This is a genomic window from Neobacillus rhizosphaerae (genome assembly GCF_937468385.1).
In the GTDB taxonomy this organism is placed as follows: domain Bacteria; phylum Bacillota; class Bacilli; order Bacillales; family Cytobacillaceae; genus Neobacillus; species Neobacillus rhizosphaerae.
The window spans coordinates 518,276-534,688 of record NZ_CALBWS010000001.1; the positions used below are offsets into that span (position 1 = coordinate 518,276).

General features: G+C 38.2%; 16 protein-coding genes. 1 reads left to right on the forward strand and 15 read right to left on the reverse strand.

The annotated features are described in order from the left end of the window. Positions 1-77: 77 nt before the first annotated feature. From M5A78_RS02475 to M5A78_RS02525, 11 genes are all read right to left on the reverse strand, one after another. Positions 78-1,997 carry a stage V sporulation protein D gene (locus tag M5A78_RS02475; protein ID WP_248733681.1) on the reverse strand — a complete coding sequence of 640 codons (1,920 nt, stop codon included), beginning with the start codon at positions 1,995-1,997 and terminating at the stop codon, positions 78-80. Positions 1,998-2,132: 135 nt separating this feature from the next. After that, positions 2,133-4,394 carry a penicillin-binding protein gene (locus tag M5A78_RS02480; RefSeq protein WP_248733682.1) on the reverse strand — a complete coding sequence of 754 codons (2,262 nt, stop codon included), beginning with the start codon at positions 4,392-4,394 and terminating at the stop codon, positions 2,133-2,135. Further along, positions 4,391-4,750 carry a cell division protein FtsL gene (ftsL, locus tag M5A78_RS02485; protein ID WP_248733683.1) on the reverse strand — a complete coding sequence of 120 codons (360 nt, stop codon included), beginning with the start codon at positions 4,748-4,750 and terminating at the stop codon, positions 4,391-4,393. Before ftsL ends, M5A78_RS02480 begins: the two co-directional genes overlap by 4 nt. A 136-nt stretch (positions 4,751-4,886) precedes the next feature. Continuing rightward, positions 4,887-5,819, reverse strand: a complete 933-nt coding sequence (gene rsmH, locus M5A78_RS02490) for a 16S rRNA (cytosine(1402)-N(4))-methyltransferase RsmH (protein ID WP_248733684.1) — start codon at positions 5,817-5,819, stop codon at positions 4,887-4,889. A gap of 108 nt (positions 5,820-5,927) precedes the next feature. Then, positions 5,928-6,359 carry a division/cell wall cluster transcriptional repressor MraZ gene (gene mraZ, locus M5A78_RS02495; protein WP_248733685.1) on the reverse strand — a complete coding sequence of 144 codons (432 nt, stop codon included), beginning with the start codon at positions 6,357-6,359 and terminating at the stop codon, positions 5,928-5,930. A 340-nt stretch (positions 6,360-6,699) separates the two neighbouring features. After that, complete coding sequence (gene bshC / locus M5A78_RS02500; protein WP_248733686.1) at positions 6,700-8,334, reverse strand: bacillithiol biosynthesis cysteine-adding enzyme BshC; 1,635 nt, start codon at positions 8,332-8,334, stop codon at positions 6,700-6,702. Positions 8,335-8,416: 82 nt separating this feature from the next. Further along, the gene (locus M5A78_RS02505) at positions 8,417-8,812 is read right to left on the reverse strand and encodes a DUF3397 domain-containing protein (RefSeq protein WP_248733687.1); all 396 of its coding nucleotides are present in this window, start codon (positions 8,810-8,812) and stop codon (positions 8,417-8,419) included. Continuing rightward, a complete protein-coding gene (locus tag M5A78_RS02510; RefSeq protein ID WP_248733688.1) occupies positions 8,809-9,711 on the reverse strand; it encodes a 2-dehydropantoate 2-reductase in 903 nt (300 codons plus the stop codon). Before M5A78_RS02510 ends, M5A78_RS02505 begins: the two co-directional genes overlap by 4 nt. A 122-nt stretch (positions 9,712-9,833) precedes the next feature. Next, positions 9,834-11,375 carry an acyl-CoA carboxylase subunit beta gene (locus M5A78_RS02515; RefSeq protein WP_248733689.1) on the reverse strand — a complete coding sequence of 514 codons (1,542 nt, stop codon included), beginning with the start codon at positions 11,373-11,375 and terminating at the stop codon, positions 9,834-9,836. Positions 11,376-11,394: 19 nt separating this feature from the next. Further along, positions 11,395-11,607, reverse strand: a complete 213-nt coding sequence (locus tag M5A78_RS02520; RefSeq protein WP_248733690.1) for a biotin/lipoyl-containing protein — start codon at positions 11,605-11,607, stop codon at positions 11,395-11,397. A gap of 14 nt (positions 11,608-11,621) precedes the next feature. Further along, positions 11,622-12,956 (reverse strand): acetyl-CoA carboxylase biotin carboxylase subunit, encoded by a 1,335-nt coding sequence (locus M5A78_RS02525; RefSeq protein WP_248733691.1) that lies wholly within the window; start codon positions 12,954-12,956, stop codon positions 11,622-11,624. Positions 12,957-13,192: 236 nt separating this feature from the next. Between M5A78_RS02525 and M5A78_RS02530 the strand changes: the two genes are divergently transcribed. Then, complete coding sequence (locus M5A78_RS02530) at positions 13,193-13,666, forward strand: N-acetyltransferase (RefSeq protein ID WP_248733692.1); 474 nt, start codon at positions 13,193-13,195, stop codon at positions 13,664-13,666. 146 nt (positions 13,667-13,812) lie between these two features. Here M5A78_RS02530 and M5A78_RS02535 read toward each other — a convergent pair whose 3' ends face one another. The 4 genes from M5A78_RS02535 to M5A78_RS02550 all read right to left on the reverse strand — a co-directional run bounded on the left by M5A78_RS02535 (position 13,813) and on the right by M5A78_RS02550 (position 16,223). Then, positions 13,813-14,442: an RsfA family transcriptional regulator gene (locus tag M5A78_RS02535; protein ID WP_248733693.1), complete on the reverse strand. Its 630-nt coding sequence runs from the start codon at positions 14,440-14,442 to the stop codon at positions 13,813-13,815. A gap of 86 nt (positions 14,443-14,528) precedes the next feature. Then, positions 14,529-15,290 (reverse strand): enoyl-CoA hydratase/isomerase family protein, encoded by a 762-nt coding sequence (locus M5A78_RS02540; RefSeq protein ID WP_248733694.1) that lies wholly within the window; start codon positions 15,288-15,290, stop codon positions 14,529-14,531. A gap of 147 nt (positions 15,291-15,437) precedes the next feature. Further along, positions 15,438-15,611, reverse strand: a complete 174-nt coding sequence (gene rpmF / locus M5A78_RS02545; protein WP_024029176.1) for a 50S ribosomal protein L32 — start codon at positions 15,609-15,611, stop codon at positions 15,438-15,440. A gap of 84 nt (positions 15,612-15,695) precedes the next feature. Next, entirely contained in the window at positions 15,696-16,223 is a 528-nt protein-coding gene (locus M5A78_RS02550) for a YceD family protein (protein WP_248733695.1), read from the reverse strand. Between the last annotated feature and the right edge of the window lie 190 nt (positions 16,224-16,413).

The following is a 16,413-nucleotide window of genomic DNA, read 5'->3' on the forward strand; positions in this document are numbered from 1 at the left end:
GTTATGGAGGTTATATAAAAATTAGACGGCGGAAAACATTCCGGCCGCCCTTTAAATGACTTTCTATCTAATTCATGTTAATCGCCTTTACCGAAATAAAGCCTAATCTTTGAATCTTCTTTTACTTTGGTACCTGCTTCAGGTGATTGTCTGACGACAATATCTCCTTCGCCGCTTGCGTCAATTCTTAAATTAATTATCTGTTCTTGGAGTTCACTTTTTGATAACCCGACAAAATCAGGCAGCTTTATTAAAGGAGTATTCGGCCATTTAATTTTCTTCTCAATTTGATCGGTTCTAGGTTTTACTCCCATCACACTCAATCCATCCTTCATAATATTACCAACGATTGGTGCACTGATGGTCCCCCCAAAGGCCGTTACTCCTTTAGGATTATCGACGGCAACATAAACCACAATCTGTGGATCATCAGCTGGGGCAAAGCCTATAAATGAAACAATAAAATTATTTTCTAAATATCTTCCGTTTTGCGCTTTTTGTGCCGTACCTGTTTTACCGCCAATTCGATATTGATCTACAAACGCATTTCCCCCTGTTCCTTGGGCTACAACACTCTCAAGGGCATGGCGAATTTCCTTCGATGTTTTCTCGGAAATGACTTTCCGCTTTTCTTCAGGTGAGTTCCTCATCACCACTTCTTTTGTAATAGGGTCAACTAACTCCTTGGCGATAAATGGTTTGTATAAAATTCCACCATTAATAGCTGCAGATACAGCAGCTACCTGCTGGATTGGTGTAACCGATACACCTTGTCCGAAAGCAGTTGTTGCCTGTTCAACAGGGCCAACCCGGTTTATATTAAATAAAATCCCTGTACCTTCCCCTTGCAAATCAATTCCTGTCTTCTGGCCAAAGCCAAAATCCTTTATATATTTAAATAGCTTTTCCTTTCCTAAACGCTCTCCTAATTCCACGAACCCCGGGTTACAGGAGTTTTGAACAACTTCCAACATGGTTTGGCTACCATGACCGCCTCTTTTCCAGCATTTTAACCTTGCACCTGCCACTTGTACTGAACCCGAATCATGGAAGTGGTCTTTTTCCAAGTCCACTTTTCCTTCATTCAACGCCGCTGCAAGGGTAATAATTTTGAAAGTTGAACCCGGTTCATAGGTGGACCATACTGGGAGGTTTCGGTTATATACTTCTTGCGGTACATTACGGAAATTTGCCGGATCAAAGGTCGGCCTACTAGACATCGCTAATATTTCGCCATTATTGGGATTCATGGCGATTGCGACAATTCCATCCGGATTATATTTAGCCTCGGCAATATCCAGTTCCCGTTCTACAATGGTCTGTATTTTTGAATCGATAGTTAGTTTCAAATCAAGACCGTTAATTGGATGCTCATAATCATCGGCCATTTCATTCATTCTTTCCCCTTTAGCATTAGCGTAGAATTTGACAGCACCTCGTTCACCACTTAACTCTTTATCATAGTACTGCTCTAATCCCATCAACCCTTGATTGTCCACTCCAGTAAACCCAAGTACATGGGAGAGATAACTCTTATTTGGATAATGGCGTTTGGAGTCTTCGCCAATATAGATACCTTTTAGGCCGAGGGCTCTAATTTCTTTTGCTTTTTCGTGCGAAATTTTTCTTCCTTCCTTTATCCTTACTGACGATGCCTTTTTGGTTATATCACGATAGGCTTTGTCTTTTGGCATATTTAACACCGATGCCAGCTTTTCAGCAGTTTCTGCCGGATTTTTAACTTGCTTTGGAATAACATAAACAGTGGGAGCACTAATATTCGTTGCTAACGGGATTCCATTGCGGTCAACAATCTGTCCCCGTTCAGGTTCAAAAGGAATATTCCGACTCCACAACCCTTTAGCACGATCAGTCAACATATCACCAAGAACAAATTGTACATAACCAAGCCGGACATCAATAACCAAAAAGGTTAATATTCCAACGAAAAGTGCAAGCAATAGCCGTTTTCGGACAGTAACATTAGACACACGCATATAATGAATGATCCTCCTTTTTCCAGCATTCACTTTACAATATCGTTCATTTATATGCTTGTACTTTTTCAAATAGAACGAAACCTCAGGGTAATAGACATGTAAAAATCCCGCTTTAAAAGGCGGGATTCACAGTTAATCTTGGATCTTATCTTCTTTATTTTCCTCTGTTTTAGCTTGTCCGTTTTTGCTTACTTTCTTTGCTTCCTCCCATTGTTCTTCAGGAGTTTTTAGATCGACAATCAGGAAATCCCCATTGCGTAAAAGAGCTTTGGGTTTAATATTTTGCTGGTAGACATAGCCTTTCCCCTTGGAATTGAGCTTTAATCCTGCAAGATTTGCTACTTTCATAACATCCCTAAGTGACCAGCCTGTCATATCCGGTGCTGTCAGCTCACCATCTGTTTGAAGGATAACCTTTTCGCCCTCTAAAACTGTTATTCCAGCCTCAGGAAGTTGTCCCACTATTTTTGTTCCGTTGCCAAGCAAAACGGTTTCAACGCCGCTTGCTTTAAGATTCTTGACCGCGTCTTCCACTGATTGTCCCTTAAGATTTGCTAATTTTTTCACAGCAGCCTTTTCAACCTTGGATGGCTGAATATTTAAATAGTGCAAGCTATTTTGCATAACAGGATTAAAAATCGCTGAAACAGGAATAGCTCCTTGCCCCATTTCATTCTCTTTCAGTTGCGGTTGTTGAACGGCTACATAGACAATTAACTTAGGGTCATCTTTAGGTGCCATTCCTAAAAAGGAAAATATATAATTATTTGCACCTTTTAAGTATTTCGCACCAGGACCTGGGATGTTGGCTGTCCCTGTTTTCCCCGCAACACTATAACCTTCAATCTGATAACGGGTCCCTGTACCTTTTGGGGAAGTCACAACAGTTTCAAGATAATCACGAACCTTTTTGGCTGTTTCGGCAGATATAGGTGTTGAAACTACTTCTGGAGTAAACTGCTTTATTGTTTTATCGGTATCATGATTAACGATTTTTTTGATTACATGCGGCTTTAACATTCTTCCATCATTCGCAATCGCTGTTGCCGCTTGGATTTGTTGAATTGGTGTAATCGCCGTTCCCTGACCATAAGCAGTGGTGATTTTTTCAATCGGATAAGTAAATTGTATTTTCCCCGATGCCTCATCCGGAAGTTCAATCCCAGTTGGTTTATCAAAGCCAAATTTTGATAAATACTCTCTAAATCTTTCAAAACCTAGTTTCTCGTTAGCGATTTTCGCAAATGCTACGTTTGAAGAACGCTGAACACCTTCCAGATAGGTGATTGTTCCCCACCCTGATCCGTTATGATCATGAATAGGTTTATCTTTTGGTGTCACGCGATAAGAACCAGATTGATATTTTTCATTAGGATTAAAAACATTTTCCTGAACGGCTGCCGCAAGGGTAAAAATTTTCATCGTTGACCCTGGCTCGAACGATGTTTCAACCGCTTCATTATGCCAGCTTTTATCAATTCCTTCTTTTGTTTTTGGATGGAATGATGGCCGCTGCCCCATCCCTAAAATTTCTCCTGTTTTCGGGTCAGCAACAATGGCAATAATCTTTTTAGGGTTATAGTCCTTTGCCACTTTATCCATCGCATCTTCTAAAAAGGTTTGAATTTTCTTATCGATAGTTATATAAACATCATTTCCATTTTGAGCAGGAGTAATATTTTCTTTTCCATCTGGAAGTATATAGCCCCACAAATCACTTGCATAATTAATTTTGCCATTTTTCCCCGTTAACTCATCATTCAGCGTTTTTTCGATTCCCATTTTTCCAACTGGTTTATAGGTACCATCCTTTTCCTTTTTATAGGTACCATCCTTGTTCTTATTAATTTCTACATAACCAACTAAATGGGAAGCAAAAATTCCATTTGGATAAAAACGTTTCGAATCACGGGTAAACGTAATTCCTGGGAGATGAAGTGCTTCAATTTTTGTCTTAGTTTGATTGCTTATATCTCTTCCTGCTTTACCAAATTCTACTTGAAACCGTCCTTTTTTGGTTAATCTTCGATAAATCTCTGATTCATCCATGTTTATATACTTAGCGAGTTCCGTCGCAGTTTTACTTGGGTTAACAACATGATTCGGCTTTTTAGGATTCGTCGTCATTTTCTTATCAAGGATGGCAATTAAATTATAGGAAGTCGTATCTTCTGCAACCACCTCTCCGTTTCGGTCAAGGATGTCTCCCCTTGAAGCTTGAATAATTCCTTCCCTGCTATACTTTTGCTGTGCTTTAGCAGCAAGAGGTTGTCCACCAACCTCTCCCGTAATTTGAATGGAGAAATATCTGAACAGTAGAACAAAAAAGAGCAGGCCGAATATTACAAACAATATCGCTGCTCCTACATTCATATATGGCTGTTTCTTGTTCATCTCTCCTGCACAACCTTGACGTTATTTTCATTAAACACTAGACCCATTTTTTCAGCTTTTGCCTTAATCCGTTCATACGTGCTCATTTCACTTACCTGAACCTTCAAATCATTGTTTACCTTCTGTAATTCATTTACCTGTCCTTCGACCGTTTGAATATCCCTGTTAACATTGTAAATTTTTGCTTGATTGGAAATGAGGTGAACAGAACCAAAACAAACCAAACCAGCAAATGCAATACCAATAATTTTTTCCCCTGGAGTGAGCCAGGATTTTTTAATTTTTAATTGACTCTGTTTTTTAACTGTTTGTTCAACCTGCTGCTGTCTTTCTATATTCCTGGCAAGATTACTCATTCTTTCCCCTCCAGATATTTTATCTAATCAGAATTTATTTCTTTGAACTTCCAAAAAATTAGCAACATAAGATTAAGCTTCGAAACGATAGCTTTTTCGAGGAAAGCCGCTTAAAGAAAGCTTCCACTTTTCTAATCTATAGTTTTTCGGCAATACGTAGTTTAGCAGACCGCGCACGATTATTTATTTCTAACTCTTCATCTGATGGAAGAATTGGTTTTCGTGATATTAGTTTTAAAATCGGTTTATATTCATCAGGAATGATTGGTAAACCTGGAGGTAAATTAGGAGTTTCACTCGCCTTTTTTAAGGCAGCCTTACAAATCCTGTCCTCTAAAGAATGGAAAGTGATGACACTGATTCTCCCCTCGGTGTTTAACAAATCAATTGCTTGATTTAACGACTGTTCAAATACTGCTAATTCATCGTTAACAGCAATTCTAACAGCTTGAAAAATACGCTTGGCAGGATGTCCGCCTTTTCTTCTAGCAGGTGCCGGGATGGCATCTTTAATTATTTCAACTAGTTCAGCTGTTGTTTGAATAGGTTTAGTCTCTCTTGCCGCTTCAATTTTTCGAGCAATTTGTTTGGAGAATTTCTCCTCTCCATAGCGAAAAAAGATGCGAACCAAGTCTTCAAATGACCAATGATTAATAACATCATAAGCAGATATATCTGCTTCATTGTCCATCCTCATATCTAACGGGGCGTCATGGTGGTAGCTAAAGCCTCGCTCTGGTGTATCCAATTGCGGCGATGACACTCCAAGGTCATAAAGAACTCCATCTACTTTATTTATCCCATGACTGGCAAGTTCTTCTTGTAAATATAAGAAATTGCTTCTAATAATGGTTAGCCGATTTCCATATTCGGATAATTTCTCTTTTGCATGGTCTATTGCTGTTTCGTCCTGGTCAAAGGCAAATAGTCTTCCGCCCTCACCGAGCTTTGAAAGGATGAGCGCACTATGTCCTGCCCCTCCTAAAGTACAATCAACATAAATACCATCTGATTTAATATTTAATCCGTCAACAGCTTCTTTTAATAATACAGTTGTATGTTCAAACATTTACGTACCTTCCTTTTCCAATCGAACGATATAATGTGAAAAGCGCAAGTGCCTTGTCCAAGTGCTGGAGCTAGACAAATGAAAATATATATTAATATAACTTTCCCATTATATATCAAAGCCAATCATATTTTCTGCAATATCGGTAAATGATTCTTCAGACTGTGTAAAATAGTCTTCCCAAATCTGTTTACTCCAAATTTCTATTCGATTGGAAACACCCAGAATGACACATTCTTTTTCCAACTTAGCATATTGCAAAAGTGGTGCCGGGATATTAATTCTTCCTTGTTTATCAAATTCACTCTCGGTTGCTCCTGAAAAGAAGAATCTAGTAAAAGCACGGGCATCTTTTTTTGTCAGCGGTAAGCTTTTTAACTTATCCTCGATAAGCCCCCATTCTGATACTGGGTAACCAAATAAACATTGATCCAATCCACGTGTGATGATAAACATGTCGCCAAGTTCATCACGTAATTTTGAGGGCACAATTAAGCGGCCTTTAATATCAATGCTATGATGGTATTCACCCATGAACATACCGATAACCCCCACTTTCTATTAAAAATGTACCACATTCCCCCACTTTCCACCACCTATTTTTTAACTATTCTCCTTAAATTCTTTAAAATCCTTTTTTTGGCCCATGTTTTTTGATAAAAACTAGCATGAATTTTAACTCCAAACCCTTGCATTGAGATGAAATTGATAGGAGTAGTACACCAACGTAATTAAGGCGATGTGAGCAGAACAGAGACTTTTCTAATTCAAAGTAAAAGATAAAAATATCTCACGAGGCTAGATATGTTGTTTCATTTTTGCGGCGCTCCGCCCCTTTTCCACAGAAAAAGAAAAACTCCACATTTATTGTGAAGTTTTTCTAAATGGCAATCACCTTATGGCGGCCATCGAATTCAAAAGCACCAGCCATCAAGTCATTAATAAAGGAGAGACCATATTGATTTAAGTAATAAAAGATATTCCATACTCTTTCTTGTGGAAAGCCATCAGGTCTAAGAGCGAGATCGACACGAGCAAATTTTCTTAATAAGATATCGTGTTTCAACTTAACGGCGCCTTCGAGCTTACCTTCCATAAAGCTGATTTCCTTTAGTAGATAATTTTCATTCTTCTTTAACATTGGCAGCAAAGCATGATTTAGTTCCTCTGTTTTTGCTTGAATCAGCTGATACTGCTTTACTAACTGTTCTCTTGTGTTCGAAAATAATTCTTCTAATTCTTTATCTTTAATTACTTCCAGAAATCCCTGTCTTTCCCTATCCGTTCCTCTGCTTAAAACAGCTGCTAACTTCAAATTTAATTCCGAAAAATCCTTTTCAACAGAACGGTCTAGGAAGGTGATATTCAACCGTGGGACAATTGGCGGCATACTTATGTTAAAATGCTCAAAAACAAGTTTCAGTTCTGCCCAGTAAGCAATTTCACCTGGACCAGCAATAAATGCGATGGTTGGGAAAAGCCATTCTTGCATTAACGGCCGCGTCACCACATTATTGCTTAGTTTCACTGGATTTTCAGCAACTAGCCCCACTAATTCTTCCATAGAAAATGAAATGACTCCACTTTTACCCACAAACCGATCGATTTCACGGTTATATTCAAGTAATATTCGCTCATTTCTTTTTTCATCATAATAAAACAGATTTGCCGCTTGCTCACTCGCTTCAATTGTGATGGGGAAACCCTTTTTACCAATTTGTTTTTGCTGTTCTAATAAAGAGAAAGTAATCGCTTCATGATGAACAATCTGCTTTGTTAAAAAATCTTTTTGTAACTGGCGGAAATCCTTGTTCCCAGAATCAACAATTAAAAGCCCAAAATCTTTAAATAATTCCATTATTATATTTGCAAAAAAATCAACGAAGGTCGATGATTTTTCTAGCTGTGCTTCTGCAAATGCTAATAAATCATTCGTGTGTTCCGTCTCACCGAAGTTCTCAATTAAGTTCTTCACCCACGAAAGGCAAATATCTTTGTTTAAATGAATATCTGAAACCATTTTCTTTTGGTGAACTTTTTCCGGATAGGTCCATTTGTCTACTTTTTCCTTAACCGGCACAAACACATGATTAACTTCTTGAAAGTCATGGTCTTCTCCCGCAATCCAAAATACAGGAATAACAGGAATCCCCAGCTGTCTTTCTTTTTGTTCTGCTAACTTAATAATCGAAATAACTTTATGTATCGAATAAAGCGGCCCAGTAAGAATTCCTGCTTGCTGCCCTCCAATCACTACAACGCTATTATTTTGTTTTAGTTTATCAATGGACTTCTTAACAGCAACTGAAGATGGAAAACGCTCCATAAAACCCTCTATATGTGCGGCAACCTCCAAGCGGGGAAACGGTCTGCTGTCTAATTCATCTATTCTTTTCATATCTTCGTCCATATCATTAAAACGATAATGAAAAAATGGCTGAATATCAGCAGATTGTTCCAAATAATTTGAAGCAAACCGATTGGTTGCTGGTAAAGAGAGATTTAAAATCTCCATTCATGTACTTCCTTTCTGATTACCCTTATTCAATTCTTTTACGAGTATACCACTACTAAGTCCAATTAAAAAAAAATTTTGCTTAGGAGGAAAAGGTAAACGTTACGGTACGATAAATTATCCCATAAAGGGTCAGACTGATATAGGTAAGAAAAAAAACAATAAAATTAAAGCGCCAAAACCCTTTCATTACCTTTTTCAAGTCAATTTCCTCTTTTACCTTCCAATGGACAAGTACAAACATCATAGCAATCAAAATCATTATTAGTATGATTAACCAAAAAAGTGATTTTCCCCAGATCGTAACAATTAAAAAATGAACTGAAATGATGTATAAAATAGTTGTATAGTCTAACGCTTTATGGATAGATTTGCGCGTGTTTTTTGTCATTAATTTTATAAAAAAATACACCAAAATAGAACCGGTAAATGGCAGAGTAAAGAAAACAGTTAACACGGAGGAGAAAATGGTACTCACGATACCCGCCCCCTTTCCATTTCCTTTCCTTTAACCAAATAATAAAAGCTTTCTAGTTGAGGAGCTTTTTTTCCCTGCCTGTCAGCTTCAGCTAATAAGAAGCCTAAAATAGCATCTATTTCAGTCAGTCGGTTTGCTTCAATATCTTTTAGCATCGATGACCGATTTTCAGCCGTATTTTTACAAATATCAATAATTTGCTTTAAGTGTTCCTCCTGGTTTTCTAAATTCAAAATGAAAGAGATTTCTTCAAAAAGCTTTGTTAATACATGAAAAAAATAGTGATTGTTTACCAAATCTCCATTTTGCACATGAAGAATGGCAGTCAACGGATTAATCGCCGCATTGACAATTAACTTATTTAATAACATTTCGTAATAGTCAGCTTGAACTAAAATCGGAAATTCCTTTAAAAATGGGGCGGAGAATTGTTGTAACAGGTCAGCATCGCCTTGAAAAACAGCTACATTCGTTTTTCCCTCTCCATTTTGGTTTACTTTATTGGCACTTTCCTTATACGCTCCATGTTCGACTGATCCAACGAAAATATTTTTCGCTCGTATTTTTTCAAGCATCGCTAAATGCCCCATGCCATTCTGTAAAAATAATAGATTTTCTGGAATGAAAGGTAAATGATTTATTTTTTCTAATATCGATTGAAGCTGGTATTGTTTAACTGCGACAATCGCTAAAGCTTCTGTTCCCTTCCACTCTGTAATTGGTAAGGCGTTAACTAATGATATCGTTTGTTCGGACCCTTTTTGCAGCAAAATCCCATATTTATTAATTTCAAAGGCTTGCTCCTTTGTTCTTGTGTAAATCATTACCTCGAAAGAGCTGCTAATGTATGACGCAAATAATAATCCAATTGACCCAGCACCGATTATTCCAACCTTCATGGTAATCCCTCATTTTAGTCATCTATACCCATTATTTTATCAGATGCCTTTAACAGTTTGTAAGTAAGATTCAAGAAAAAAATAGACCCTTTTCGATTAAACCTTGAAAAGGGTTGTGTTTTTTAGACTGGGTAAACGGGATGTTTTCGGACACTAAAAGTTAATTCTTTCGTTTCATAATAAGTGAAGCGTTGTATGAGCACATTCCTTAATTCAGAAGGTGCGACAATTTCGTCGACAATCAGTTCTGAAGCGAGTTTGTAAATGTCGATATGCTCTTTATATTCTTTATGTTTTTCCTGAACAAAAGCGATTCTTTCTTTCGGATCCTCAATTTCATTAATCTTATTAGAGTATACAGCATTAACAGCTGCTTCTGGGCCCATTACCGCGATTTGCGCTGTTGGCAATGCGATACAGCAATCAGGTTCGAAAGCCGGACCTGCCATTGCATAAAGGCCAGCACCGTAAGCTTTTCGAACAATGACTGAGATTTTCGGAACAGTTGCAGAGCTCATCGCCGCAATCAACTTTGCCCCATGACGGATAATTCCTGCACGTTCTACCTTTGTTCCAATCATGAAACCAGGGACATCTGCAAGGAATAAAAGCGGAATATGATAAGCATCGCAAAGCTGGATAAATTTCGCTGCTTTATCAGCGGAATCGACAAACAGGACACCACCTTTTACCTTCGGCTGATTGGCAATAATTCCAACAGTTCTCCCATCGATTCTAGCTAATCCGGTAATTATTTCCGGTGCAAATAAATTTTTTATTTCATAAAAACTATCATTATCAACAAGTCGATCAATACATTCAAACATGTCAAACGGAGCATTTTGGTTTTCCGGAATAATCACTTCTAATTCGCGACCTTCTTTTGCTGCCACTCCATCTACCATTTTGGGATATTCTTTAAAGCTGGCCGGAAAATAATTGATGTATTTTTTTGCTGATTCAATCGCTTCTTCCTCACTGTAGGCAAGTACATCACCGCAGCCACTGATAGAACAGTGCATCCGAGCTCCACCCATTTCCTCGAGTGTTACCTTTTCCCCGATGACCTTTTCAGCCATGCGAGGCGACCCCAAATACATCGAAGCATTTTGATCAACCATAATGACGATATCGCAAAATGCTGGGATATACGCCCCGCCCGCCGCTGAAGGTCCAAACAAAATACATACCTGGGGAATCATTCCCGAGAGTTTTACCTGATTATAAAAGATCTTCCCAGCACCACGACGGTTAGGAAACATCTCTAATTGATCGGTAATTCTTGCCCCAGCTGAATCGACAAGATAGAATAATGGAACCTTCAATTTTTCAGCAGTTTCTTGAATGCGGATAATTTTTTCAACTGTTCGTGCTCCCCATGATCCCGCTTTAATTGTAGAATCATTGGCCATGACACAAACCGTTTGCCCATCAACTTTTCCAATAGCAGTAACGACTCCATCTGCTGGCAAATCACCCGCCTTAAAATTAGCGAATTTACCGTCTTCTTCGAATTTACCTCCATCAAACAATAAGGCTAGCCGGTCACGAACAAATAGTTTTTTCTGTTCTTTGGCCTTCTCGTGATATTTTGGATGACCACCAGCTTCGATTTTTTTCCGATTTTCATTTAACTGATTATTTAATGTATTAGTTGTTGCCATAATGCTCCCCCTCAAAATGCTATTCTATGACAATTAAAATATCTCCTTCATTAACGAAATCGCCAATATTAACCTTAACCTCAAGTACCACGCCTTCTGTAGTGCTTTCAATTGGTATTTCCATTTTCATCGATTCAAGCATTAAAACTTCTTGGCCTGGGTTTACTGTATTACCTGCTACTACAAAAATATTTAATACCGTTCCTGCCATAGTTGCTGTTACTTCTTTCATATTTATTCCTCTCCCTATTTTAATAATTTGGTTAGAAAGTTAGTTGTGTACAAGCCGATTTGGAAGTCGTCGTTTGCAAGAATATTTAAGAATAATGGGGCATTTGTTTTAATTCCTTCAATTTTCACGTTTGTAAAAAAGGTGTTTGCAGCTGATAATGCATCTTGCCTCGTTTCTCCATGGAAAATACACTTTGCGATCATTGGGTCATAAAATGGTGTTACTGTACAGCCTTCTTCATAGCCGGAGTCTATCCGCACAGCGTTTGTTTTGTTCCACTCTAGAATGCTGATTTTTCCTGGCGAAGGTAAGAAGCGAACAGGATCTTCGGCATAAAGTCGGAATTCCACCGCGTTTCCCGACGAGACAATGTCAGTTTGTTGTAAAGGCAATGTCCGGCCTTCAGCTACCATAATTTGCCATTTAACTAAATCAAGCCCCGTAATCATCTCGGTCACTGGATGCTCTACCTGCAGACGAGTATTCATTTCAAGAAAATAAAAATTTTCATTTTCATCAACTATGAATTCAATCGTTCCTGCATTAATATAGCCAACGGCGCGAGCCGCTTTAATAGCTGTTTCAAATATTTTTTGCCGAACTTCTTCCGAAAGGAAAGGGGAGGGCGACTCCTCAACAACCTTTTGATGTCTTCTTTGAATCGAACAATCCCTTTCAAAGAGATGAACGATGTTCCCAGTTTGGTCTCCAAACACTTGAACCTCGATATGTCGGCTATCGGCAATATATTTTTCAATAAATACCTCATCTGAACCAAAATAGGCTTTAGCTCGTGACCTTGTTTGCTCATAAGACTTAACGAGCGCTTGCTCATTTTCACACAGCACCATTCCGATTCCGCCGCCTCCGCCGCTTGCCTTCAGCATAACAGGGTAGCCGATTTCTTCAGCTAGATTACAAGCTTCTTCAATCGTCTTTAAACCGTTTCCGCTCCCTGGCACAACAGGAACTCCAACTTTCTCCATCGTTTGACGCGATGCGATTTTATCCCCCATTAATTCAATGGTTTCAGGCTTTGGTCCAATAAAAATAATTCCATCCTTCATCGCTTGTTTAGCAAATGCGGCATTTTCTGATAAAAAGCCATATCCAGGGTGGATGGCATCCACATTTTCGCTTCTTGCAACTTCCAATATTTTTTCGGTCTGCAAATAGGATTTATTAACAGGTGGTGCACCCACACAAACCGCCTTAGTTGCCGCTTTCACAAACGGCATTTCCTTGTCAGCTTCGGAATAAATCGCAATCGTTTCAATTCCCATCTCCTGACAAGTTTTAATGATCCGTAGCGCAATTTCTCCCCGATTGGCAATTAAAATTTTTTGCACATTTTTTCCCCTTTCATTCCCTTTTGTTCCACCAATAATATGTTTTCTACATCATTCCCTGAATTTCCTGCAAATTTTGAAAACGCTGTCAGAGTTTAGAGGAAGAATTTTTTTTGTTTTTATTATATAATGATATTAATTCGTTTTGAATAATGCAAAAATTATTCACTTCATGTTATTCAGAAACAAATAAATATATACAAGAATATGAGGTTATCATTTTAGGAGGTCGGGCAATGGGAGTAAAAGTGGAAAAACTAAAAGTAAATTTTAAAACACTAGAGGAATTTAAAAAATTTAAAGAATATGGAATTCAAGAGCTATCAATGCTGGAGGACCTTGGAGCAAAGATGGTTGAGGATGATAGTGACTCACCGTTTTACGGTATTTATTTTGGGGACAAACTAGTAGCACGGATGAGTCTATATCAAATTGATGCTAAGTTTGATCGCTATTTTTATCCGCCGCAAGACTATTTAGAATTATGGAAGCTTGAAGTATTACCAGATTATCAAGATAAGGGTTACGGTAAACAACTTGTTGAATTTGCAAAAAGCTTTGGCCTGCCAATTAAGACAAACCCACGAGTAAAATCAAGCGGTTTTTGGGAAAAGATGGAGTTTGCTAATGTAGATTATGATATGGAACGTGATCGTGGTGAGAATCCCCTTGTCTGGTATCCTGAGGGTGTCGAGGCACAACAGCATTAACAAATAATAAATGCGGACAAAAAAGTCCGCTTTTTAGCTAATAGGAAAGAAAACCTTTATTAAGGTTATTCTTTCCTATTTCGCATTTATTACAACTACGCCTCTGTCTTCACCTTATTGCTCGCCAGTCGACGAGTTGTACTTTATTATTTCTCTACTCTTTCAAGATTACCATTTTTGTCCATTTGAAACTTCACCTTCTGCTGCCGATCTTCATCCTGTAGGACCACCATTTTCCTAGCTCGCTCCATTATTTCAATTAAAGAACGGTAATCCTCCTCAATCGCTTTTAAATTTTTGGACAATCTTTCATTTTCTTCGGCCAAAAAATATGATTTCCTTTCCAATTCATTAATTTTTTCAAAAGATTTCTCCCTATCTTCTTCCAAACCGGAAAAGTCCTCTGCTCTTTTATAAAGTCCTTCTAAAAAATGAATGACTGCTGGAAATGTGATTGTACTGCCCTGCTCACATCCAGGCTGCGATGTTACATTTTCAACTTTAGCAGGTTCCTGAACAGACTGTTCCTCAACAGGCATTGTTTGTTTTTTTATCTCTTTTCGTTGTTTTTTTGCCAACTCAATTCCTGATTTATATTGCTTTCTTACAAACGAATTCCAACGGAAGCCGCAGGCTGCCGCAGTTCGCATTAACTTTTTGCCCACTTCCTCAAATGCCTGAAGCTGTGTCCCGCCTTCACGAATATGCCTTAGTACAACCTCTGCAAGCAACAAATCCTCGTCCTGGGACCAAGCATCTTGTCGAGTTGGTGACATCTGTACATCCCTCCTAGTTTTTTAATAATACATATGCATCTACTAGAAAAGATAGACTTAAACAAGAGTTGTCTTTTAATCTTTTTTCACAGTCTTTTCTTCATAAAAGTTTTTACATAGTCATGATGGGCATCGCTTTCCCAAAGCAATGCACAATTTTTAACCTCTTCCTCTATTCTTTCACGGAGCTTATTTTCCTCCCACTTTCTTATCCATAATCTTTTATAAGATTGCAGCACACTTAAATCCTTTTCTAACATTTTTTCAAGATAAGCTTCACATACCTGTATAGCCTCTTTTTCGAAGAGGCCATCAATAAAGCCGGCTTCTTTTAATTCTTCTGCTGTATGCAATTCTGCTTCCATTAGAAGCTTCATTGCAATTGCTGTTGGGAGCTTTTCTGTAAGGATTGAACCGCCTCCCCAGCCTGTGGTTATTGCCTGCTTTCCTTGGACAAAGCCTGCTTTTATTCCTTTTCTTGCTAAGCGGAAATCACATGAGACTGCAAGTTCGCATCCTCCCCCAACGACTGTCCCGTTTATGAGGGCAACGGTCGGAATCGGTAAGGTAAGCAGCGAATAAAGAATAGCAGCCATCTTCGAAAGCATAGAGTAGGCTTCCTCTTTTGTGTGAAGGAGGTGGAAAACGGATAAATCTCCTCCGGAGCAAAAGGCATGGTCTTCTTCTCCAGTAATAATGAGTGCTCTAATATCAGATTCAGAAGCCCTGTTTATTGCCTCTTCTAAGCCCTTCATCACTTCATAATTAATTGCATTTCTTTTTTCACTTCTTGTAATCGTAAATAATAAATAACCTTTCTCTCGTTTTTCGATGGTGTATGCTGACATTTTTTCTCTTCCTTTCATTACAATATTTTTTCAACGGTTCAGGTGACTAAAGGTTCGCTAGTATGTATATTTTTTGCAAATAATTTTTTCTAGAAACGACAAAAGCACAAGGGCCTAAGCTCCTTGTGCTTTCTATCCTAATGGAAATTAGTCGTTCACAACGTCTTTTCCTTTGTATGTTCCGCAAGCTTTACATACGCGGTGAGCAAGTTTCATTTCACCACAGTTTGGGCAACTTACCATACCAGGTACGTTTAATTTAAAATGAGTACGACGCTTTCTTTTTGCAGTTTTAGAAGTTCTTCTAAAAGGTACAGCCATTCTTCCCACCTCCTTAAAGAGTATTAAGAAAGTAATGAAGGCCAGGAATGCTGGATCTTCACTTTGCTTCTTAGTTTTTGCCGATTATGATTCGGAAGAAGAATTGTTTTCGTCAAAAAACTTAGCAAGTCCTGCTAGTCTCGGATCAATTTTTTTCTCTTGATCTTCTTCATGAACAACTTCCCAATCCTTACCGGATTGTGGAGCAGCCCCTTCAGAATCGATATCTTCGCAAAACACTTGCATTGGAACCTCAAGTAATAGAATTTCTCGAATGATTGGCATTACATCAATCACATCGCCCTTTACTTGATATACTTCCTCTTCAGTTTCATAAACTGAACCTTGTAAGAGGAAAGTTTCAGTTGTTTCGACATTAATTGGAAGTTTAACATCCACTAAAGTTCGAGAACAAGGAAGGATTAAATGACCTTCGATTTTTAAATGGAATGTCACTTTCGTTGAATCAATATCTCCACGACCCATAATGTGAATTGGAGATACTTCCCGAATGGATGGATCCACTTCTATAATCTCATCAACCCGAATTGTTTCATCAATCAAAAAATCCTTGTTTCGATATTTTTGTAATTGACTTAATGTCCATTTCAATTGAATCACCCCAAGGCAACAAAGGTAATTATAGCCTTCGAAAATATTTTTGTCAATGTTTTTTCTTTACACCTCGTCAGGTGATTTTTTTAGAAAGGCAATTCGAACAAACCGTATACCTATACTAGTTTATCCAGAACTACTTTTATCAAACATCTTCAATATCATATCACATAAATGGATTGGTTTC